This is a genomic window from Methylorubrum subtropicum (genome assembly GCF_038442325.1).
GTDB lineage: Bacteria > Pseudomonadota > Alphaproteobacteria > Rhizobiales > Beijerinckiaceae > Methylobacterium > Methylobacterium subtropicum.
Window position 1 is genome coordinate 113,182 of record NZ_JBBXMW010000001.1, and the last position, 19,430, is coordinate 132,611.

Sequence of the window (19,430 nt, forward strand, 5' to 3'; positions counted from 1 at the left end):
CGGTTTCGACCGGCGATGGGGTTCGTTTAGGGGGCGGCGGCGCGGGCGTCAATCGCTGTTTCGCGCCGCCTTGGAAAAAAGCTCGGCCGGTCCGGCGGGGGGCCGGACCGGCCCCATCGTCAGCCGCGCCAGTCGCGGATGTCGACGAAGCGGCCGGCGACGGCGGCCGCGGCGGCCATGGCCGGGGAGACGAGGTGGGTGCGCCCGCGCGGGCCCTGGCGGCCCTCGAAGTTGCGGTTCGAGGTCGAGGCGCAGCGCTCGCCCGGACGCAGCTTGTCCGGATTCATGCCGAGGCACATCGAGCAGCCCGGCTCGCGCCAGTCGAAGCCCGCATCCTTCAGGATGCGGTCGATCCCCTCGGCTTCGGCCTGCGCCTTTACGAGGCCCGAGCCCGGTACCACCATGGCCGAGACGCCCTCGTGCACCTTGCGGCCCTCGACCACCTTGGCGACCGCGCGAAGGTCCTCAATGCGGCCATTGGTGCAGGAGCCGATGAAGACGCGGTCGAGCGTCAGGTCGGTGATGCGGGTGCCCGGCGTCAGGCCCATGTATTCGAGCGCCTTCTCCTTGGACTGGCGCTTGTTCTCGTCGGCGATGGTCGCGGGGTCGGGCACGAGGCCGGCGATGGAGACGACGTCCTCAGGCGAGGTGCCCCAGGAGACGAGGGGAGGGAGGTTCGCCGCGTCCAACCGGATTTCCCGGTCGAAATGGGCGCCCTCGTCGGTCAGCAGGCTCTCCCAGTAGCGCCGGGCCGCGTCGAACGCGGCGCCCTTCGGCGCCTTCGGGCGGTCCTTGACGTAGGCGTAGGTGGTGGCGTCCGGCGCCACCATGCCGGCCCGCGCGCCGCCCTCGATCGACATGTTGCAGATCGTCATGCGGCCCTCCATCGAGAGGGCGCGGATCGCCTCGCCCGCGTACTCGATGACGTGGCCGGTGCCGCCCGCGGTGCCGATCTCGCCGATGATCGCCAGGATGATGTCCTTGGCGGTGACGCCCGGCGGCAGGGTGCCGTCGACGGTCACGCGCATGTTCCTGGCTTTGCGCTGGATCAGCGTCTGGGTGGCGAGAACATGCTCGACCTCGGAGGTGCCGATGCCGTGGGCGAGCGCCCCGAAGGCCCCGTGGGTCGAGGTGTGGGAATCGCCGCAGACGATCGTCTGGCCCGGCAGGGTGAAGCCCTGCTCCGGCCCGATGATGTGGACGATGCCCTGGCGCCGGTCGAGCGCGTCGTAGAACTCGATGCCGAAATCGCGCACGTTCTCGGCGAGCGCCTCGAGCTGGGTGCGGCTCTCCGGGTCCTCGATGCCCTTGGAGCGGTCCGAGGTCTGGACGTTGTGATCGACCACCGCGAGCGTCTTGTGCGGCGCGCGCACGGTGCGGCCGGCGACGCGAAGCCCCTCGAAGGCCTGCGGGCTCGTCACCTCGTGGACGAGGTGGCGGTCGATGTAGAGGAGGGCGGAGCCGTCCGACTGGACATCGACGACATGGTCGTCCCAGATCTTGTCGTAGAGGGTGCGCGGCGCGGTCATGGCGAGACGTGTCTGAGGGTTTGCGGGCCCCGCCCGGGGAACGGCCCGCCGGGTCGCCGGGCGGCGACGGGGCAGGGGGCATCCGGTCAGGAGGAACCCTTTAATAATCCTCCGACGTCGGTTTCGGAAGGGCGGGGGCGCAGATCGCCGGGCCGGCCTACGCTTCGCTCAAGGCCCCGCGTCGGGAAAGCGCGCGGCGAGCGGCATCCGCACCGCCTCGGCGAGCGACATGGGGCGCCCGAGCAGGTAGCCCTGGACGCAGGTGACGCCGATGTCGCGGAGCGCTCCGAACTCGGCCTCGGTCTCGATGCCCTCCGCCACCACGTCGCAGCCGGTGCGGCGGCCGTAGGTGCTGATCGATTCGGCCAGCGCCCGGCGGGCGGCGTCGCGGTCGATGCCGCGGATCAGGCTCATGTCGAGCTTGATGTATTCGGGGGCGAGGTCGAGCACGTGCCGGAAGGTCGCGTGCCCCGCCCCGACATCGTCGATGGCGAGCCGCAGGCCCCGCGCCCGCAACGGCGCCAGCGCCTGGCGCAGGGCCTCGTAGGATTCGACGCCGACATGCTCGGTCAGCTCGACGACGACGCGCTCCAGCGGCACCCCGGCGAAGGCGACGGGCAGGCGCGGGCTCACGATCGCCGCGGGCGAGAGGTTGACCGTGACGGTGAGCGCGGGATCGAGGGTGTCGAGCCCCGCCAGGGCGCGTTCGACGGCGAGGAACTCCAGCTCCTCGCCGAGCCCGACCTCGGCGGCTTCCGCGAACCACAGGTCCGGCCCGCGGCGGGGCTCGGCGGAGAAGCGGGACAGGGCCTCGAACGCCTTCAGCCGGCCCTCGCCGAGGGAGAAGATCGGCTGGTAGGCGATCTCGATCGCCTTGGATGCGATCACCGCCTCGACGCGGGCGCGGCGCGTGTCGCGCTCGGCGGCGGCGCGGCGGTCCCGGTGCAGGATCGCGCCGACGAGGTCGGCGCAGAGCCGTAGCAGGCCGAGGTCGCGGTTGGTCAGGGAGCGGTCGGGGGTGAAGCTGAAGCAGCAGACGGAGCCGTAGGTCGTCCCGTCGAGATGGCGCAGGGGCACGCTGAGATGGGCGCCGACCGGCAGGTCGTGGGTCACCGGCATGTCGGCGGCGATCGGGTCCTCGCGCGCGTCGTGCATCAGTTCCGGCATCATGCCGCGGGCGACGTAGTAGCAGAAGCTCTTCTCCAGGGGGTCCGACCCGCCGACGGTGATCGGGTTGCTGGAGGTCCGCCCGTCGGTGAAGCGGAAGACCCGCCGCCCGCTGATGAATTCGGAGACGAAGCCGACATCCATCGCCAGATGGCGGCGCACCGCCTGGAGGATGGCCTGGACCTGCTCCCCGGCCGTCCCGGGGCCGGGTTCGAAGAGGGTAGCGAGCGACACGCGGGCAGCGTCCGAGCGATGAGGCCGGCCTGCCGAAAGGCCGGGTCGAGATCCAGGGAAACCACCGATCGGCGGGCAGCCCGGCACGGATGCCGGTGCGCGAACGCACGATAGTCACAGGGATTCACGGGCCGCAAGTGCAACCGGGATGCCGCAGGGTCCGGACAAACGCCCCGCATAAATGGAAACGAGTTTTTTGCCTTCCGCCCTGGCCTTCCATGAGAGCGCGGGACAGCCTAACGGCGGTTTTTCTCCACGCGCGCCTGCGCCCGCGCCGCCGAACGAGGCAACGCGGGGCAAAAGACTTACGAGCGGAACAGCGACATGATGTTCTGGCCGCTGGAATTGGCGATCGACAGCGCCTGAACCGCGAGCTGCTGCTGCGTCTGGAGCGCCTTCAGCTTGGTCGATTCCTCCTCGATGTCGGCGTCGACCAGGATGCCGATGGTGCGGTCGTTGGCCTTCATCAGCGTGTCCACGAAGGTCTTCTGGCCGTCGATCTGGGTCTTGTTGGCGCCGAGCTTGGTGCCGGCATCCGTCACCTTGGCGATGACCTTCTCGACCTGGGTGACGATCGCCCGCAGGGTGGCGTCGCCCGTGGTGCCCGACAGCGTCGAGATGTCGATGGTGGCGACCGACACGCCGGTGCCGCCGTCGGCGGTGTCGAGGATGCCCTTGCCCGCCGTGGTGCCCGCGGCCGAGCCCCGGCCGGTGCGCGCGTCGGTGCCGGCGACGCCGGTGCCGTAGCCGACATCGACCAGGGTGTTGCCGGCGCTCGGCGTGACGTTCTGGATCGTCACCAGCGCGGCAGCGCCGGTGGCGGCGGTGGCGAAGCTCAGCCGCCCGGAGGAATCGAGGCTGGCGGTGACCTTGCCGGCGAGCGGGGTGGCGTCGGTGTCGGAGGCGATCTGGTTGTTGATCGCGTCGAGGAATTCCTGGGTCGTCACCTTGGTGAGATCGACCGCGGCGGAGGCGAGCGCCGTGCGGTTGAGGCGGATCGTGCCGGTCGAGCCGTCGCCGAGCGTCAGCGAGAAGGCGACCTCGTTGGTGGTGTTGAAGTTGGCGGTGCCGCCCGCGAAGGCGGTGGTGCCGGTGAGCGAGGTGGTGCCGAAGATCTGGGCCGAGGTCGCCGCCGTGGTGATGCTGGAGGCGTTGACGTCGTAGAGCTTGATCGCGTTCACATCGACGCCGATCATCGAGAACGTCACCGTGCCGGAGGCGGTGCGGGAGAAGCCTGCGACCACGCTCTGCGTCGCCCGGTAGATGCCGTTGCTCGGCGAGGAATCGACCGAGAGCCAGTTCTGGCCCGACGAGATCGAGGAATCGGCCGTGGCCTTCATCTTGTCCTGGATCGCGTCGATCTCGACCTGCACCTTGGCGCGGTCGATGCCGGGCTGGAGCGCGGTCTGGAGCTTGGCGCGCAGGTTCTGAAGGTCGGCGAGCACCGAGTTCAGGCCGTTATAGGCGGTGTCGACCGCCGAGGAGCCGAGACCCAGCGAATCCTTCACCGCCGAGAGCGAGGCGTTGTCGGTGCGCACCGTGGTGGCGATCGACCAATAGGCGGCGTTGTCCGCCGCCGCCGAGACGCGCTGGCCGGTCGAGACCCGGTTGGAGGTCGCGTCGAGCTGGTTGTTGATGCCCTTCAGCGTCGTCAGCGCCGTCATGGCGGAGATGTTGGTCAGCAGGCTGGTCACGGGTCGATCTTCCGGCGGATGGAGCAGGGCAGGGGGCCCGGACGCGTCCGATCGCGACACCGTGATCGAATCGGTCCGTTCAACCCCGCGTGAGGACGCGACGTGGGACCGATGAATGGCGGGGGGGCGTTAACAGGCAATTAAGCATGATTCATCGTTTCGCGATGCCGTCGAGCCGCTGCAAGGCGGCCGCGATCCGGCTCCGTTCCACCTCGGCCAGGGGCAGGATCGGCCGGGGCGGCGCGACCGGGCCGAGGCCCAGCGCCTCGGCCATCCCGTGCATGACGCGGAAGCTGCCGAAGGCGCGAAACAGCGCCCAGAGCGGCCCGAACGCCGCGTCGATCCGTGCAACTTCGGCCCGGTCCCCGGCCTGCGCGGCCCGTGCGAGGGCGAGAGCGGGCGCCGGGATCAGCCCGGCGGCCACGCTGTACCAGGCATCCGCGCCGGCCAGCAGCGCGTCGGCCGCCCCCCAATCGCCGCTGTAGCCGATCGCGAACGCGTTCGGCGCCCGCGCGCGCAGCCGGGCCAGCTCGCCCGCGTAATCACCGTCGGCGGGAAGCGGCATCTTGACCGCGGCGATGGGGGGCAGGGTCGCCAGCCGGACGATCAGATCGTGCGTGAACGTGAAATGCGTCGTGCCCGGGTTGTCGTAGAGGCAGAGCGGCAGGCCGCCCGCCTCGGCCACCGCGGCGACGTGGTGGAACACCTCCTCGTCCGTCAGCGGCGTGTAGGACATCGGCGCCAGCAGCAGGCCGTCCGCGCCGGCCGCCCTGGCGTCCTCGGCGAGCCCGATTGCCGCGTCGGTGCGCAGCGCCCCGACGCCGACGATGACCGGCACCCGCCCTCCGGCCGCCTCGACCGCCACCCGCACGGCCGCGCGCCGCTGCGCGCGGGACAGGTAGGCGTAGCCGCCGGTGCTGCCGAGCAGACCGATGCTGTCGGCGCCCGCGGCGACGATGCGCTCGATGAGGCGGCCGAGCAGCGGCGCCCGGACGGTGCCGTCCGCATCGGTCGGAGTCAGCGGGAAGGCGGACAAGCCGCGAAACAGAGCCATGCCCCGTCATAGCCGAGGCCGCCCGCCCCTCGTACCCCGGCTCACCCGAGGGCGACGAAGGTCACCCCCGCGATCATCAGGGCGCCGCCGACCAGCCGCATCGGCCCGGCGGCGTGCACGTCGAAGCCGACGAGGCCGAAATGGTCGAGGGCGATCGAGGTGACGACGCCCGCGGTCACGAGCAGGCCGAGGAACGGCGCCGCCCCGACCCGCTGCGCCACGAAAAGCTGCGCGATCAGGAGGCCGACGCCGACGAGGCCGCCGATCCAGGCCCACCACGGCGCCTGACCGGCCTGCTGCAGGCTCGGCCAGGTGAGGTGCCCCGAGACGAGGCCGATGGCGAGCATGCCGGCCGAGCCGACGAACATCGAGATCAGCCCCGCGGTGAAGGGTTCGCCGAGCGATTTGGCGAGCTGCGTGGTCTGGCCCGGCTGGATCGCGTTGGCGATGCCCGCGATCAGGACGACACCGTAGAGGAGGATCATGGGGGCGCATCCTGGCGGGCCGTCACCGGAGGCGGTGCGGCTCAAGGGGGAGGGACGGAGATCGAAGGGGATCGTCGCGAGGGTTGGGGACGCTGCCCGTGAAACCGGAGGTCGAGGCCGGTGTTTCCGCGGCAAAGTCCCTCAGCGTCGGTTCATCGAGCGTGGCTACAAGGACGGCGCGGCCCTCGAATTGGGGCCCATCCGTTTCCCCGGAGCCTGATCGTGCCGTCCCATCTCGACACCGTCATCGCCGTGCCCATCCGCAACGAGGCCGAGCGGATCGCGGCCTGCCTGCGGGCGATCGATGCGCAGCAAGGGCTCGCGCCGGGCCGGCTCGGGCTCGTGCTGTTCCTCAACAACTGCACCGACGGCACGCCGGGGATCGTCGCCGACCTCGTGGCCCGGATGTCGATCCCGGTGCGGGTGATCGAGCGCGACTATGCCGGGGCCCATGCCGGCTGGGCGCGCCGGGCCGCGATGGATGCGGCGGCGGCGTGGCTCGACGAGGCGGGCTCGGCCGGCACGCTGCTCACCACCGACGCCGACAGCCGCGTGCCGCCGGATTGGGTCGCGGCCAACCTCGCTGCGCTCGATGCGGGCGCCGACGCGGTGGCGGGCCGGGTCGAGCTGATCCCGGAGGAGGCGGCCCTGCTGCCGCCCTCGCTGCCGGCCCGCGGCAAGCTGGAGGACACCTACGACGCGCTCATCACCGAGATGGAGGCGCGGATCGATCCCGACCCGTCCGATCCGTGGCCGTGCCACCGCACCACCATCGGGGCCTCGCTCGCCGTGCGCCGCTCGGCCTACGAGCAGGTCGGCGGCATGCCGGAGATTCCGCTCGGCGAGGACGGCGCCTTCGTCGCCGCGCTGTTGGAGCGGGGGTTCCGGGTGCGGCACGACCGGGCCGTGATGGTGTGGATTTCGGCCCGCCTCACCGGCCGGGCGCCGGGGGGCGTCGCCGACACGATCCGCTCGCGCTGCGAGGAGCCCGACGCGCTGTGCGACGCCCGGATGGAGGCGGTGCCCCGCGCGCTGCACCGTTATGCATGGCGCGCCCGCCTGCGCCGCCTGCACGGGCAGGGGCGGATGGCGCACGACCTCGCCTGGGCGCGGCGCCTCGCCATCCCCGAGGCGGAGGCCCGCCGCATCGCGGCGCTGCCGCGGGTCGGCGAGATCGTCGCGGCGGTGGACCGCGCGAGCCCGCGCCTCACCTACCGCCCGCTGATGCCGCGGCAGTTGCCGGGCCAGATCCGCCTCGCCCGCGCCGTGCTGCCGGCGCTGCGCCTGGCCCTGCGCCTCCGCCGGGCCAAGCCCGCCCTACCGCCGGTCGCGAGCGTACCGTCGGCCACCGCCGACGCCTGAATCCGGGTTTCGAAGGGACGAGTCCTTTCGCGGGTCCAGGGCAGAGCCCTGGTCTTGGAGGGAAACCGGGGCTCTGCCCCGGTGCCCCGCCAAAGGACTCGTCCTTTGGAAACCCCGGACCTACCCCTCGTCCCGCGTTTCGCCGAAGATCGGCTCGAAGGCGGCACGCAGGGCGATGTCGACCTCGGGCAGGCTGACGATGCGGCCGAGGTCGGCGAGGCTGGTGACGCCGTGCTCGCGCACGCCGCAGGGCACGATGCCGGAGAAGTGGGAGAGATCCGGCTCGACGTTGAGGCTGAGGCCGTGCAGGCTCACCCAGCGCCGCACCCGGATGCCGATCGCCGCGATCTTGTCCTCGACGGTTGCGCCCTTCTCGGGCCGGCGCACCCAGACGCCGACGCGGTCCTCGCGCCGCTCGGCGCGGACGTTGAAGGCGTCGAGCGTCGCGATCAGCCACGCCTCCAGGCTCGCCACGTAGGCCCTGAGATCCGGCCGGCGCCGGTTGAGGTCGAGCATCACGTAGGCGATGCGCTGGCCCGGCCCGTGATAGGTGTATTGCCCGCCCCGCCCCGTGGCATGAACGGGAAAGCGCTCCGGCTCGACGAGGTCGGCGGCCCGGGCCGAGGTGCCCGCGGTGTAGAGCGGCGGATGCTCTAGGAGCCACACCAGTTCGTCGGCTTCGCCGCGGGCGATGGCGGCGGCCCGCGCCTCCATGAAGGCCAGCGCCTCCTCGTAGGGCACCAGCGCGTCCGAGACGCGCCAGCCCACCGGCGGGCTGCCGTCGCGCGGCAGGAAGGCGGCGGGCGCCGCGGCGAGGCGGGAAGAAAGGGGGGCGTCGTTTACCAAGGCTTCACCATCCCTCGCGAAGGATTCCCCGCACGGTAGGCGGAGCATGCGCGCGTGGCGGTCCTGGACGAACTCAAGGTCGATCTCAAGGTCGTGCTGGGGCGCAGCCACATGCCGCTGCACATGCTGCTGCGCATGGGCCGCGGCGCGGTGATCGAACTCGACTCCACCGACACCGACATGGTCGAAATCCTCGCCAACGACCACCCGATCGCCCGCGGGCAGATCGTGGTGACGGGCAACCGCATCTCGGTGGAGGTGACCGAGCTGATCCGCAAGGCCGAGGTGGTGCGCACCGCGGGCGTGACGATCGGCGAGGGCGCGGTCCCCCTCTTGGAGGAGGCCGGACCGGCGCTGTAAGGGCGCCGCGGGCGAGGCGCGAGAAAGAGGCGATCGGCGCTTGTGCGCCCCCCAAGCTTCTGTTATTCGCTGCGCCGCCCAGACGAAATGCCGGCCCGCTCCGACGGACCGGCGGCAAGGGCGGCCATGGCGGAATTGGTAGACGCGCTAGCTTGAGGTGCTAGTCCCGCGAGGGGTGGAGGTTCGAGTCCTCTTGGCCGCACCACTCTCTCAATCGACGCGATTGACGAGAGGGTGCCTGCGACGACCGGGATACGGTGCGTCGGTTTTCTCGATACATCGCCAGAATTGTCCGAGTCCGCTCTGTGTTGGCGGCCGCCTCATTGGCCGGCGGCGATGCCCCAGCGGGTGATCGGCTTGATGCTGACGTGGTTGTTGTGGTGCCAGCGCACCTGCGCCCAGCGGAACGTGAGTTCGTCGGCCAGTCGCAGCTCGATCCGCTCCGGCAGGAGACCGATCTCGGCGCGGCGCAGCTCGACCAGGGTCTTGTCGCTCAGGCCGTCCACCACGTCGCAGGGGTACTGGGACTTGCCGACGCGGATGATCGCCGGGATCAGCGTCTTCGAATACGCCTTCTTCCCCTTGCGCCGGGTCGGGACGGTGAAGCGCTTGTAGATGGACGGCAGCCACGCGAACATGATCTCGGGCCCATCATTGATGTCGGCGTCGTTCCACTCCGGTTTGTACGGCATAGGGATTGACGATGTGTGATGGCGTCGGGTCGATCGGTCGTGAGCCGGGGCCCGCCACGGGGCGACGTCAGGCCCGGGCGGCGCGCGAATGCCGGAATCGGACGAACAGGCCGACCGCCAGGGTGAGGGCGAGGCCCGCGGCGGCGAGCCCGTAGTGGAATGCGGACTCGTTCAACGGCACGTGAGGCTTCAGATAGTCCTTCACGTAATTGTCCGAGGCGATGATCCCGCCTGCGACCCAGCCGAGCAGGGCGGCGCCGGCCCAGACGAGCACGGGGAAGCGCGTGAGCAGCCCGGAAATCAGGGTGCTGCCGGCGATGACGACCGGGATCGACAGAAGCACGCCGAGGGCCATCAGCCAGAAATTGCCGTGGGCGAGGGCGGCGATGGCCAACACGTTGTCGAGGCTCATGCCGGCATCCGCGATGGCGATGGTGGTGACGGCCCCCAGCAGCGTGCTGCTGGGCTCGGTCTCCTCGTCGTCCGCGCCGTGATCGATCACGAGCTTGGTCGCCACCCAGAGCAGGAACAGGCCGCCGACCAGGCTCAGGCCCGGCACGGCCATCAGCCACGCCACGCCGAACGCGAAGACGATGCGCAGGCCCACCGCCGCGGTGGCGCCCAGCACGATGCCCATCCGCCGCTGCGCCGGCGGCAGCCGCGCGCACACCATCGCGATCACGACGGCGTTGTCCCCCGATAGGAGCAGGTCGATCCACACGATGCCTGCGAGGGCCGCCCAGAAATTCGCGTCCATCGGGCCCCATCGGGCAGGAAAGCGGCGGCGCGAAGGCCGCCACGGCGGCACCGGCCTTACAGGCGGCGCAGCGCGACGCTCTCGATGCGGTGGCTCGCGCCCTTGGCGAGGATCAGGCTCGCCCGCTGGCGGGTCGGCAGGATGTTGTCGCGCAGGTTCGGCAGGTTGATCGTGGTCCAGAGCCGGTCGGCGATCTCCAGCGCCTCCGCCTCGCCCACCTCGGCGTATTTGCGGAAGTAGGAGAGGGGATCGCGGAAGGCTGTCTGGCGCAGGCGCAGGAAGCGGTTGACGTACCAGCGGTGCAGGTCGTCCTCGTGCCCGTCGAGATAGATCGAGAAGTCGAAGAAGTCGGACACGAACGGGATCGCCGTGCCGTCCCGCGGCAGGCGGGCGGGTTGGAGCACGTTCAGCCCCTCGACGATGAGGATGTCGGGGGATTCGATCACCTGCTCCTCGCCCGGCACCACGTCGTAGAAGAGGTGGGAATAGACCGGCGCCGAGACCCGCTTGTGGCCCGCCTTGATGTCGGCGAGGAAGCGCAGCAGGGCGGCGCTGTCGTAGCTCTCGGGAAAACCCTTGCGCTCCATCGCGCCCATGCGCTGGAGCTCGGCGTTCGGGTGCAGGAACCCGTCGGTGGTGATGAGATCGACCTTCGGGGTGTTGGGCCAGCGGGCCAGCAGCGCCTTCAGGACCCGCGCCGTGGTCGACTTGCCGACGGCGACCGAGCCTGCGAGCCCGATGATGTAGGGCACCTTGGCCTCGCGCTCGGCGAGCAGGAAGCGTTGCGTCGCCTTGAACAGCCCTTGCGTGGCCGCGACGTAGAGCGAGAGCAGGCGCGACAGCGGCAGGTAGATCGCCACGACCTCCTCGATGGAGATCGGATCGTTCAAGGATTGCAGCCGGCCGATATCCTCGGCGGTGAGCGTCAGCGGCGCGTCGGCGCGCAGGTGCGCCCATTCCTCGCGGGAAAAGATCCGGTAGGGGGAGAGCCGCCCCGGCCCCTCTCCGGTCACCGGGTTCTGCCGCTCCGCGGGCTCGATCCCGGCCGGCGGGATCGGGGCGCCGATCACGTGTGCCTCCGCGCCGCCTTCTCGGCCAGCCCGCTCTGCGCCGTGCGGCGCCCGAGTTCCGCCATCACGTCGGCGAGCGGCACGTCCACGGCCTTCAGCGTCACGATCAGGTGATAGAGCACGTCCGCGGCCTCCGCGGTGAGGGCCTTGCGGTCGCCCTGCACCGCGGCGATGGCCGCCTCGACCGCCTCCTCGCCGAGCTTCTTGGCCGCCTTGGCCGGCCCGTCGGCGAGGAGCTTCGCCGTGTAGGAGGTGTCGGGGGGCTGGCCGGCCCGGCTGTCCACCAGGGCGGCGAGGTCGTCGAGGGTGAAGGTCTTCATCGAGTCCGGCGCTTGGGCCCGTCCGCTGCGGCATCGAAGGATCGGATGCCGGCTCAGCGGACCCTGGCCAGGGGCGGCGCTCCGGTCAAGGGCCGGGGCGCGGGAGGGCTGACGGAACGCCCCGACTGATGTGGACGCTCTGAGCGAGTTGCACGGCCCATGATCGATGGTCCTGTTCCGTGCGTCCGGCGGACGACCGCCGCCGTGCAGTCGCACCGGCGAGCGGCGATGCGTGGATCATCGCCGATCGGTACACCTCCACGTGGATGGAATCCCGGGTCATGGGATCCCGAAGGGCGAGCCCTTCGGCGGGTGTCGGGCGGAGCCCGACGCGTTTTCCGGGGCTCCGCCCCGGCCCCGCGAAGGGCTCGCCCTTCGAACCCCGGATTCCTTCCGCGACGCGGTACCACGCAGGAAATTACCGTGCGCAGCCGTTCTCGCGCTCCTGGCGCACGATGTCGGCGACGGTGGCGCGCTGGCGGGCCGAGAGCGGCACGTCGGCGATGTCGTCGTACTTGCAGCCGGCATTGCCGAACGCGCGGATCGCCCGGTCGGTGCGGAAGCAGTAGCCCGCGTCCTTGTAGATCGCGTTGCGCTCGCCCCACAGTTCGTCGCAGGGGAAGGCCGCCGCGGCCGGGGTCGCGGCGCAGGCCAAGAGAGCGGACAGAAGGGCGGACAGGGCGAGACGTCGCATGGGGGTCGATGGCTCCGATCCGCTTAGACGGAAACGATCAGGCCGCGCGCAGCGGCAGCGTGCGGCTCGGCTCGCGACCGTAGCCGCGGATGTCCAATCGATCACCCGAGATTTCCACGACGGCGAAGGCGGAGGTGTCCGGCGTGTCCACCATCCCGCAGAAATTGACGAAGTGGATGCCGTGGGCCTGCCCGTAATTGCCTGCGTGGTTGTGGCCGTTGAAGTAGGCTGCGACGTTGGGGAACCGCGCGAGCAGCGCAACGATCGCAGCCGAATCCCACAGGTTGTGCGGGTTGTCCGGCAGGACCGGGTAATGGTTCAGCACGACGACGCGCTCGCCCGCCCCTTGCGCCGCCGCCAGCGTCCGCTCCAGCCACGCCGTCTGCGCGGGGCCGAGCGAGCCGTTCCACGGCTTGGCGTTCGGCAGGCCCGCGGCCCTGGCGCGGGCAAGCCGCTCCTGCGCGAGTTGCCAGCGTGGATCGCCCTGAGGGGGCGCGAACAGCGACACGTCGTTGCCGTCGAGCACCACGAAGCGCACGCCTTGGACTGCGAAGTCGTAATACGGCCCCGGCATGCCGAGCCGCCCGACCACTTGTCCGAGATGCGCGGCATCGACCTCGAAATCGTGGTTGCCGAGCACGAACCGGGTCTCGTGCCGGAGTTTTCGATAGAGCGGCAGGATGCGCTCGAAACTCGCGAAATCCCGGTCGATGGTGTCGCCGAGCGTCACGACGAAGCGCAGGTCTTCTGAATTGAGCGTCTCGATCGCGGCGGAAAGCTTGTCGAGGCTGTTGGCGTAGTAGCGGCCCATCGCGGTGTTGGGCGGAACGTCGGCATATTGCGGGTCGGCGATCACGCCGAAGCGCAGCGACGCACCTTGCGCTCCGGCGGGCCGGGCGAGCAGCGCGGCGCTGCCGGCGAGAACGGTACGGCGGGACAGCATGGCGGCCTCCTCGGGAAGATGACGGCAAAACCTCGCGCCGCCGCATGACCGGGCGATGACGCGAGGCCCGGCATGTGCCGACGCCCTTTCCCCTGAGGGGGGAACCACACTACAAGGCGGGCGCGGACGGGGCGAACCGGCCGCCGACAGTTCAGGGCAGTCTCGACACTCAGATGCGCAACGCCAGCATCAGCCGCCGCACGGCGGAGACCGACGTCTCCGTCTCGCTCGACCTCGACGGCACCGGCAAGGCCGCGATCGCCACCGGCGTCGGCTTCCTCGACCACATGCTGGAGCTTTTTGCGCGCCACGCCCTGTTCGACGCCGAGATCCGGGTGACGGGCGACCTCCACGTCGACCAGCACCACACCACCGAGGATGCCGGCATCGCGCTGGGTCAGGCGTTCGCGCGTGCGCTCGGCGACAAGCGCGGCATCGCCCGCTACGCCGACATCCACCTGCCGATGGACGAGACGCTCAGCCGGGTCGCCATCGACATCTCCGGCCGCCCGTTCCTCGTGTTCCGCACCACGTTCCGCGTGGAAAAGATCGGCCAGTTCGACACCGAGCTGGTGCGCGAGTTCTTCCAGGCCTTCGCGATGAACGCCGGGATTACGCTGCACGTCGAGACGCTCTACGGCGAGAACGCCCACCACATCGCCGAGAGCCTGTTCAAGGGTCTGGCCCGCGCCTTGCGCAAGGCCGTGGCGGTCGATCCACGCGAGGACGGGCGCGTTCCCTCCACCAAGGGCACCCTCTGAGAGGCGGACCGGATGCGCACCTACACGCTGCACGTTCCCGAGGGCGCCGCCCGCGGCGATGCGCTCGCCCTCGAGCGGGCGCAGGTCGTCCGCGACGGCTTCGCCCCGCGCGCCTTCGCCTTCACGGTGCTGTGGTTCCTCGGGCATCGGCTGTGGCTCGCCGCGATCCTCGTGCTTGCCGGGCTCGTCGCCTTGAGCGTCGCCGGCCACGCGCTCGGCCTGTCGCCGGGGGCGGGCCTTTTGGTCACGGGGCTCGCGAGCCTTCTGATCGGGCTGGAGGCCTCGTCGCTGCGCCGCTGGACCTACGGCCGCCGGGGGCTCCCCGCGCGCGACGCGGTGATCGCGGCCTCGCACGAGGAGGCCGAGATGAAGCTCGCCGCCCGCTGGCTCGACCGCGACGCCACTCCGCGCCCCGCGCCGGTCGCACGCGCTACCCCGCGCCACGACGAGGACACGGCCCTCGGCTTCTTCCCGGCACGCGAGGGCGTGCGGTGAGCGGGCAAACCGTCGCGATCATCGATTACGGCTCGGGCAACCTCCACTCGGCGGTCAAGGCCTTCGAGCGCGCCGCCCGCGAGGCCGGCGAGGCCGAGACCCGCATCGTCCTCACCGACGCCCCCGAGACGGTGGCGGCGGCCGACCGGATCGTGCTGCCGGGTGTGGGCGCCTACGCCGATTGCCGCCGCGGGCTCGATTCCGTGCCCGGCATGGTCGAGGCCATGACGGAGGCCGTGCGCCGCAAGGGCCGCCCGTTCATCGGCATCTGCGTCGGCATGCAGCTCATGGCGAGCCGCGGCCTCGAATACGAGGAGACGGCGGGGCTGGGCTGGATTCCGGGCGATGTCGGCCCGATCCTGCCCGCCGACCCGGCGCTGAAGGTGCCCCACATGGGCTGGAACACGCTCGCCGTGGACCGCGCCCACCCGCTGCTCGACGGCATCGAGACCGGCGCGCAAGGCCTGCACGCCTACTTCGTCCACAGCTTCGCCCTGAAGCCCGCCGAACCGGCGGACAGGGTGGCGCACGCCGAGTACGGCGGCCCGGTCACCGCGATGGTGGCGCGGGACAACATGGTCGGCACGCAGTTCCACCCCGAGAAGAGCCAGCGGCTCGGCCTCGCGCTCATCGCCAACTTCCTGCGCTGGCGCCCTTAGAGCACGATGCGGAAAAGTGGAATCCGATTTTCCGAAATCATCGTGCGACCACAAAGAGATAGAGCATCGGCCCGAAAGGCGGGAACCGGCTTTCGAAAAAAGCCGATGCGGCACAAGAATCTAGACCCCTCCAACGAGACGAGCTGACGCGTGATCCTGTTTCCGGCCATCGACCTCAAGGAAGGGCGCTGCGTCCGCCTCGTGCAGGGGGACATGGCCCAGGCCAAGGTCTTCAACGACGACCCCGCCGACCAGGCCGCCACCTTCGAGCGCCAGGGCTTTTCCTGGCTGCACGTGGTCGATCTCGACGGCGCCTTCGCGGGCGCGCCGCGCAACGCCGAGGCCGTCGAGGCGATCCTCGACCGGGTGAGCATGCCGGTGCAGCTCGGCGGCGGCGTGCGCGAGATGCGCACCCTGGAGGGCTGGATCGAGAAGGGGATCAGCCGCGTCATCATCGGCACGGCCGCGGTGCGCGATCCGGCCTTCGTGCGCGAGGCCGCGCGGCGCCATCCGGGCCGGATCGCGGTCGGCATCGACGCCAAGGACGGGCGCGTCGCCGTCGAGGGCTGGGCCCAGACCTCCTCCATGACGGCGGAAGACCTCGGTCGCCGCTTCGAGGACGCGGGCGTCGCGGCCATCATCTACACCGACATCGCCCGCGACGGCATCCTCAAGGGGCTCAACATCGAGATGACGCTGGCGCTCGCCAACGCCGTGCGCATCCCGGTCATCGCCTCGGGCGGGCTCGCCTCCATGGCCGACGTGGATCGCCTGCTGGAGCCCGACTGCGCCGTGCTGGCCGGCGCCATCACGGGCCGCGCCCTCTACGACGGCCGCATCGACCCGGCCGAGGCGCTCGCCGCCATCGCGCGCTCCCGGGGCACGGCCGCACCGTGATAGGATGCGGGCAGGAGGCTCGCATGACCGCTCTCAAAGCCACCAAGCCGGCTCAGCCCGGCACAGCGTACGAGCACGACTTCTACACGTGGACCCAGGAGCAGGGCGCCCGCCTGTGCGCGGGCGATTTTTTGCGACTGGACCTCGCGAACCTAGCCGAGGAAATCGAGTGCCTGGGACGCGGCGAGTTCAACAAGCTCGTCGGAGCGTGGCGGGTCGTGCTGCGCCACATGCTCAAGGCCGATCATCGGCCGGATCGATGGACGCGCGAGGGGAGTTTCGCGATCCGGATTCATCGAAACGAAGCCGAAGACGTCCTGACGGATAGTCCGGGCCTCACGAAGCGGATGGCGCAAGCCGTCGGACGCGCCTACGGAATCGCCCGGCTTGAAGCCGCGGACGAGACCGGGCTCACCCTCAAGACGTTCCCAAAAATTTGCCCCTACACCCTCGACGACATCCGGTCGCGGCCCTTCCCCGTCGATCCCGACGACACGACCGCCTGAGAGAAAAGCCGTGCTCAAGACCCGCATCATCCCCTGCCTCGACGTGAAGGACGGGCGTGTCGTCAAGGGCGTGCAGTTCCTCGAACTGCGCGACGCGGGCGATCCGGTGGAATCGGCCAAGGCCTACGACGCGGCCGGGGCCGACGAATTGTGCTTCCTCGACATCACCGCGAGCCACGAGGCCCGCGGCACGCTGCTCGACGTGGTGAGCCGCACGGCGGAGGCCTGCTTCATGCCGCTGACCGTCGGCGGGGGCGTGCGCACGGTGGCGGATGTCCGCACCCTGCTGCTGGCGGGCGCCGACAAGGTCGGGATCAACACGGCCGCCGTGAAGAACCCCGAACTGGTGGCGGAGGCCGCGGAAAAGTTCGGCGACCAGTGCATCGTCGTGGCGATCGACGCCAAGCGCGTCTCCGCCGCCGACGAGCCCGCCCGCTGGGAGATCTTCACCCATGGCGGGCGCAACCCGACCGGGATCGACGCGGTCGAATTCGCGCAAAAGATCTCGGAGGGCGGGGCGGGCGAGCTGCTCGTCACCTCCATGGACAAGGACGGCACCCGCTCAGGGTACGACCTCGCGCTGACCCGCGCCATCGCCGACGCGGTGCGAGTGCCGGTGATCGCCTCCGGCGGCGTCGGCGGGCTCGACGACCTCGTGGCGGGCGTGCGCGACGGCGGGGCGAGCGCGGTGCTGGCCGCCTCGATCTTCCACTTCGGACAGCACACGGTCGGCGAGGCCAAGGCCCACATGGCCGCCGCCGGGCTGGCGATGCGCCTCGATCCGTAACCCGCCCCCTCGTCCCGAGGGGCGGAGCCTCGGTTCAGCCGCGAAGGAGGCGCGGGCCGCCGCAGCGGGTCGCGCCGCAGCGGCGCGAGGTCCCGGAAGGGCGCGCCGTGGTCGGCGGTGGGGAGGGCGAGGCGGAACGCGGTGTCCGCCTCGCCTTTGGGACGGCGGCGGAGGGTCTCTCCGACGCCGGCCCGTGCGGGCGCGTCGTCAGGCACGCGACGGGAAGATGCCCATGAAGCAGATAATGTAGTTCATGGCGAGGTAGGGCTGAATGTTCGTGTGAGGTTGACCGCCCCCCTGATTGGGGCCCGTGTTCTGGCCGGCGAGGTTGACCGGGTTGTTCATGGCCACGTTCGTGAAGCTCTGGAGGGGCGAACCTGACCCCGGGTTGGTCACCTGCGCGATGTGCGCGTTGGTCGGGTCGTCGGTCGAGCCCGGGGAGCCATCGACCTGCATCGCATAAGGGTGGGTGTGAAGCGGCATCTGCGACGGCAGCAACGTGACGCTTTCGGCGCCGCCGGCCTGGCCGATCGGGTATTGGGACAGGCCGGGCCCGGTGCCCTGGTTGACGACGACGCGGCTCTGCAGGTTCGGCAACGCGAAATTCGTCGTCCCGTTTCCGCCATAGGTCGTGCCGAGCACGGCGTAGAGCGGGGTATAGTTGGAGATCGGCAGCAACTGGCCGTTACAAAACAAGAAATTCCGAGGCTGGAAGGGGAACGCGACGAGCCTGACTTCACCGATGTAGCAATCTTCCATTTTTTCCTCCCAAGATTCCGCTTTTTCGAGACGCGCGACGACGCTATGATGCCGGAATTACAACAACCACACGACATTCCAACGAGACACATCGTCCGGTCGGCCGGTCGATTGAATTACAGGCCGAAAATATCACGCTACAGACCATGAAAATAGGATCGTAGAAAATATATGATTGCTTTATTTGATTTATCGAGCGCACCCAGGAAAACCTGATCTTCGATCAGGCGGGCGCCGAGGCCCCGCCGCGGCGCCCGGGCACGACGGCGAGGTCGATCAGGGTGAGGCCTCGCGCCCCCCGGTCGGTGACGATCCGGCCGACCGGCGCCCCGTCCGCCTCCGCGATCTCCCGGCGGGCGTGGGGGAAGCGCAGCCGGTGAAGCAGGCGCGAGCCGTCGAACATGGGCCGCCGCATGGGGTCGCGCCGCGGCGGCGCGAGGTCCCGGAAGGGCGCGCCGTGGTCGGCGGTGCGGAGGGCGCCGCGGAACGCGGTGTCCGCCTCGCCTTTGGGACGGCGGCGGAGGGTCTCTGCGCCGCCGGCCCGTGCGGGCGCGTCGTCAGGCACGCGTCGGGAAGAGGCCTTGAACGCAGATGATGTAGTTCATGACGAGGTAGGGCTGAATGTTCGTGTGGGATTGACCGCCACCCTGGTTGGGGCCCGTGTTCTGGCCGGCGAGGTTGACCGGGTTGTTCATGGCCACGTTCGTGAAGCTCTGGAGGGGCGAACCTGACCCCGGGTTGGTCACCTGCGCGATGTGCGCGTTGGTCGGGTCGTCGGTCGAGCCCGGGGAGCCATCGACCTGCATCGCATAAGGGTGGGTGTGAAGCGGCATCTGCGACGGCAGCAACGTGACGTTTTCGGCGCCGCCGGCCTGGCCGATCGGGTATTGGGACAGGCCGGGCCCGGTGCCCTGGTTGACGACGACGCGGCTCTGCAGGTTCGGCAACGCGAAATTCGTCGTCCCGTTTCCGCCATAGATCGTGCCGATCAGGGAGTAGAGCGCGGTATTTTGAGAGATCGACAGCAAATCGCCGTTACAATACATGAAATTCCGCGGCAGCCAGCCGTACCCGACGAGCCTGATTTCACCGAGGTAGCAATCGTCCATTTTTTCCTCCCGAGATTCCGCTCTTTCGAGACGCGCGACGGCAACAAGGCTATGATGCCGGTATTTTGACAACCATACGATATTTGGACGATCCACATCGTCCGGCCGGTCGCTCAACTGAATCACAGATCGATAATATTACGAGATAGACTACACAAATATACTCGAAACAAAACTGTGATTACTCTATTTTGCTTACCGAGCGCGCCCAAGAAAGAATAAATACCAACAACAGCATACATGGCGGCTG

General features: G+C 69.9%; 23 protein-coding genes and 1 tRNA gene. 9 read left to right on the top strand and 15 right to left on the bottom strand.

Annotated elements, in window-relative coordinates; translation table 11 throughout:
• Positions 1-119: 119 nt before the first annotated feature.
• The 5 genes from leuC to AAHG03_RS00545 form a co-directional block, all read right to left on the bottom strand.
• Positions 120-1,529, bottom strand: coding sequence for a 3-isopropylmalate dehydratase large subunit (leuC, locus tag AAHG03_RS00525; RefSeq protein WP_342148015.1), 1,410 nt, complete (start codon positions 1,527-1,529; stop codon positions 120-122).
• Positions 1,530-1,697: 168 nt separating this feature from the next.
• Positions 1,698-2,930: a sensor domain-containing phosphodiesterase gene (locus AAHG03_RS00530; RefSeq protein WP_342148016.1), complete on the bottom strand. Its 1,233-nt coding sequence runs from the start codon at positions 2,928-2,930 to the stop codon at positions 1,698-1,700.
• A 305-nt stretch (positions 2,931-3,235) separates the two neighbouring features.
• Positions 3,236-4,624, bottom strand: a complete 1,389-nt coding sequence (locus AAHG03_RS00535; protein ID WP_342148017.1) for a flagellin N-terminal helical domain-containing protein — start codon at positions 4,622-4,624, stop codon at positions 3,236-3,238.
• A 151-nt stretch (positions 4,625-4,775) separates the two neighbouring features.
• Positions 4,776-5,678: a dihydrodipicolinate synthase family protein gene (locus AAHG03_RS00540; RefSeq protein ID WP_342148018.1), complete on the bottom strand. Its 903-nt coding sequence runs from the start codon at positions 5,676-5,678 to the stop codon at positions 4,776-4,778.
• Positions 5,679-5,719: 41 nt separating this feature from the next.
• Entirely contained in the window at positions 5,720-6,163 is a 444-nt protein-coding gene (locus AAHG03_RS00545; protein WP_342148020.1) for a DMT family transporter, read from the bottom strand.
• A gap of 222 nt (positions 6,164-6,385) precedes the next feature.
• Here AAHG03_RS00545 and AAHG03_RS00550 point away from each other — a divergent pair, with 222 nt between their 5' ends.
• Positions 6,386-7,525 carry a glycosyltransferase family 2 protein gene (locus AAHG03_RS00550; protein WP_412759699.1) on the top strand — a complete coding sequence of 380 codons (1,140 nt, stop codon included), beginning with the start codon at positions 6,386-6,388 and terminating at the stop codon, positions 7,523-7,525.
• A gap of 120 nt (positions 7,526-7,645) precedes the next feature.
• Here AAHG03_RS00550 and lipB read toward each other — a convergent pair whose 3' ends face one another.
• Complete coding sequence (gene lipB / locus AAHG03_RS00555; protein ID WP_412759709.1) at positions 7,646-8,317, bottom strand: lipoyl(octanoyl) transferase LipB; 672 nt, start codon at positions 8,315-8,317, stop codon at positions 7,646-7,648.
• A gap of 108 nt (positions 8,318-8,425) precedes the next feature.
• Here lipB and AAHG03_RS00560 point away from each other — a divergent pair, with 108 nt between their 5' ends.
• Entirely contained in the window at positions 8,426-8,731 is a 306-nt protein-coding gene (locus AAHG03_RS00560; RefSeq protein WP_342148022.1) for a FliM/FliN family flagellar motor switch protein, read from the top strand.
• 120 nt (positions 8,732-8,851) lie between these two features.
• Positions 8,852-8,936: transfer RNA gene (locus tag AAHG03_RS00565), tRNA-Leu, on the top strand.
• A 115-nt stretch (positions 8,937-9,051) separates the two neighbouring features.
• On the opposite strand, the gene AAHG03_RS00570 is transcribed toward AAHG03_RS00565, so the two are convergent.
• From AAHG03_RS00570 to AAHG03_RS00595, 6 genes are all read right to left on the bottom strand, one after another.
• Positions 9,052-9,423, bottom strand: coding sequence for a hypothetical protein (locus tag AAHG03_RS00570; RefSeq protein WP_342148023.1), 372 nt, complete (start codon positions 9,421-9,423; stop codon positions 9,052-9,054).
• A gap of 67 nt (positions 9,424-9,490) precedes the next feature.
• Positions 9,491-10,180 (bottom strand): TerC family protein, encoded by a 690-nt coding sequence (locus AAHG03_RS00575; protein WP_342148024.1) that lies wholly within the window; start codon positions 10,178-10,180, stop codon positions 9,491-9,493.
• Between the two features lie 56 nt (positions 10,181-10,236).
• The gene (gene coaA, locus AAHG03_RS00580) at positions 10,237-11,250 is read right to left on the bottom strand and encodes a type I pantothenate kinase (RefSeq protein ID WP_342148025.1); all 1,014 of its coding nucleotides are present in this window, start codon (positions 11,248-11,250) and stop codon (positions 10,237-10,239) included.
• Positions 11,247-11,570, bottom strand: a complete 324-nt coding sequence (locus tag AAHG03_RS00585; RefSeq protein WP_342148026.1) for a phosphoribosyl-ATP diphosphatase — start codon at positions 11,568-11,570, stop codon at positions 11,247-11,249. Before AAHG03_RS00585 ends, coaA begins: the two co-directional genes overlap by 4 nt.
• A gap of 418 nt (positions 11,571-11,988) precedes the next feature.
• Positions 11,989-12,264, bottom strand: a complete 276-nt coding sequence (locus AAHG03_RS00590) for a YARHG domain-containing protein (RefSeq protein ID WP_342148027.1) — start codon at positions 12,262-12,264, stop codon at positions 11,989-11,991.
• Between the two features lie 37 nt (positions 12,265-12,301).
• Positions 12,302-13,207, bottom strand: a complete 906-nt coding sequence (locus AAHG03_RS00595) for a metallophosphoesterase (RefSeq protein WP_342148028.1) — start codon at positions 13,205-13,207, stop codon at positions 12,302-12,304.
• 173 nt (positions 13,208-13,380) lie between these two features.
• On the opposite strand from AAHG03_RS00595, the gene hisB reads away from it, so the two are divergent.
• From hisB to hisF, 6 genes are all read left to right on the top strand, one after another.
• The gene (gene hisB / locus AAHG03_RS00600; protein WP_342148029.1) at positions 13,381-13,968 is read left to right on the top strand and encodes an imidazoleglycerol-phosphate dehydratase HisB; all 588 of its coding nucleotides are present in this window, start codon (positions 13,381-13,383) and stop codon (positions 13,966-13,968) included.
• Positions 13,969-13,980: 12 nt separating this feature from the next.
• The gene (locus AAHG03_RS00605) at positions 13,981-14,463 is read left to right on the top strand and encodes a DUF2628 domain-containing protein (RefSeq protein ID WP_342148030.1); all 483 of its coding nucleotides are present in this window, start codon (positions 13,981-13,983) and stop codon (positions 14,461-14,463) included.
• On the top strand, positions 14,460-15,122 hold the full coding sequence (hisH, locus tag AAHG03_RS00610; RefSeq protein WP_342148031.1) for an imidazole glycerol phosphate synthase subunit HisH: 663 nt from the start codon (positions 14,460-14,462) through the stop codon (positions 15,120-15,122). Before AAHG03_RS00605 ends, hisH begins: the two co-directional genes overlap by 4 nt.
• A 150-nt stretch (positions 15,123-15,272) precedes the next feature.
• Complete coding sequence (gene hisA, locus AAHG03_RS00615) at positions 15,273-16,019, top strand: 1-(5-phosphoribosyl)-5-[(5-phosphoribosylamino)methylideneamino]imidazole-4-carboxamide isomerase (protein WP_342148033.1); 747 nt, start codon at positions 15,273-15,275, stop codon at positions 16,017-16,019.
• 23 nt (positions 16,020-16,042) lie between these two features.
• A complete protein-coding gene (locus tag AAHG03_RS00620; RefSeq protein WP_342148034.1) occupies positions 16,043-16,525 on the top strand; it encodes a DUF29 domain-containing protein in 483 nt (160 codons plus the stop codon).
• A 10-nt stretch (positions 16,526-16,535) separates the two neighbouring features.
• Positions 16,536-17,312 carry an imidazole glycerol phosphate synthase subunit HisF gene (hisF, locus tag AAHG03_RS00625; protein WP_342148035.1) on the top strand — a complete coding sequence of 259 codons (777 nt, stop codon included), beginning with the start codon at positions 16,536-16,538 and terminating at the stop codon, positions 17,310-17,312.
• Positions 17,313-17,519: 207 nt separating this feature from the next.
• On the opposite strand, the gene AAHG03_RS00630 is transcribed toward hisF, so the two are convergent.
• The 3 genes from AAHG03_RS00630 to AAHG03_RS00640 all read right to left on the bottom strand — a co-directional run bounded on the left by AAHG03_RS00630 (position 17,520) and on the right by AAHG03_RS00640 (position 19,180).
• Positions 17,520-18,071 (bottom strand): phage tail protein, encoded by a 552-nt coding sequence (locus tag AAHG03_RS00630; RefSeq protein ID WP_342148036.1) that lies wholly within the window; start codon positions 18,069-18,071, stop codon positions 17,520-17,522.
• A gap of 223 nt (positions 18,072-18,294) precedes the next feature.
• Positions 18,295-18,636, bottom strand: coding sequence for a hypothetical protein (locus AAHG03_RS00635; RefSeq protein WP_342148037.1), 342 nt, complete (start codon positions 18,634-18,636; stop codon positions 18,295-18,297).
• Positions 18,629-19,180, bottom strand: coding sequence for a phage tail protein (locus AAHG03_RS00640; protein ID WP_342148038.1), 552 nt, complete (start codon positions 19,178-19,180; stop codon positions 18,629-18,631). Before AAHG03_RS00640 ends, AAHG03_RS00635 begins: the two co-directional genes overlap by 8 nt.
• Between the last annotated feature and the right edge of the window lie 250 nt (positions 19,181-19,430).

Bases quoted from the DNA above. Each gene is read 5' to 3' on its own strand.
- leuC (WP_342148015.1), bottom strand. From the start codon at position 1,529: ATGACCGCGCCGCGCACCCTCTACGACAAGATCTGGGACGACCATGTC.
- AAHG03_RS00540 (WP_342148018.1), bottom strand. From the start codon at position 5,678: ATGGCTCTGTTTCGCGGCTTGTCCGCCTTCCCGCTGACTCCGACCGAT.
- AAHG03_RS00545 (WP_342148020.1), bottom strand. From the start codon at position 6,163: ATGATCCTCCTCTACGGTGTCGTCCTGATCGCGGGCATCGCCAACGCG.
- AAHG03_RS00570 (WP_342148023.1), bottom strand. From the start codon at position 9,423: ATGCCGTACAAACCGGAGTGGAACGACGCCGACATCAATGATGGGCCC.
- AAHG03_RS00575 (WP_342148024.1), bottom strand. From the start codon at position 10,180: ATGGACGCGAATTTCTGGGCGGCCCTCGCAGGCATCGTGTGGATCGAC.
- AAHG03_RS00585 (WP_342148026.1), bottom strand. From the start codon at position 11,570: ATGAAGACCTTCACCCTCGACGACCTCGCCGCCCTGGTGGACAGCCGG.
- AAHG03_RS00590 (WP_342148027.1), bottom strand. From the start codon at position 12,264: ATGCGACGTCTCGCCCTGTCCGCCCTTCTGTCCGCTCTCTTGGCCTGC.
- AAHG03_RS00595 (WP_342148028.1), bottom strand. From the start codon at position 13,207: ATGCTGTCCCGCCGTACCGTTCTCGCCGGCAGCGCCGCGCTGCTCGCC.
- hisB (WP_342148029.1), top strand. From the start codon at position 13,381: ATGCGCAACGCCAGCATCAGCCGCCGCACGGCGGAGACCGACGTCTCC.
- AAHG03_RS00605 (WP_342148030.1), top strand. From the start codon at position 13,981: ATGCGCACCTACACGCTGCACGTTCCCGAGGGCGCCGCCCGCGGCGAT.
- AAHG03_RS00620 (WP_342148034.1), top strand. From the start codon at position 16,043: ATGACCGCTCTCAAAGCCACCAAGCCGGCTCAGCCCGGCACAGCGTAC.
- AAHG03_RS00630 (WP_342148036.1), bottom strand. From the start codon at position 18,071: ATGGAAGATTGCTACATCGGTGAAGTCAGGCTCGTCGCGTTCCCCTTC.
- AAHG03_RS00640 (WP_342148038.1), bottom strand. From the start codon at position 19,180: ATGGACGATTGCTACCTCGGTGAAATCAGGCTCGTCGGGTACGGCTGG.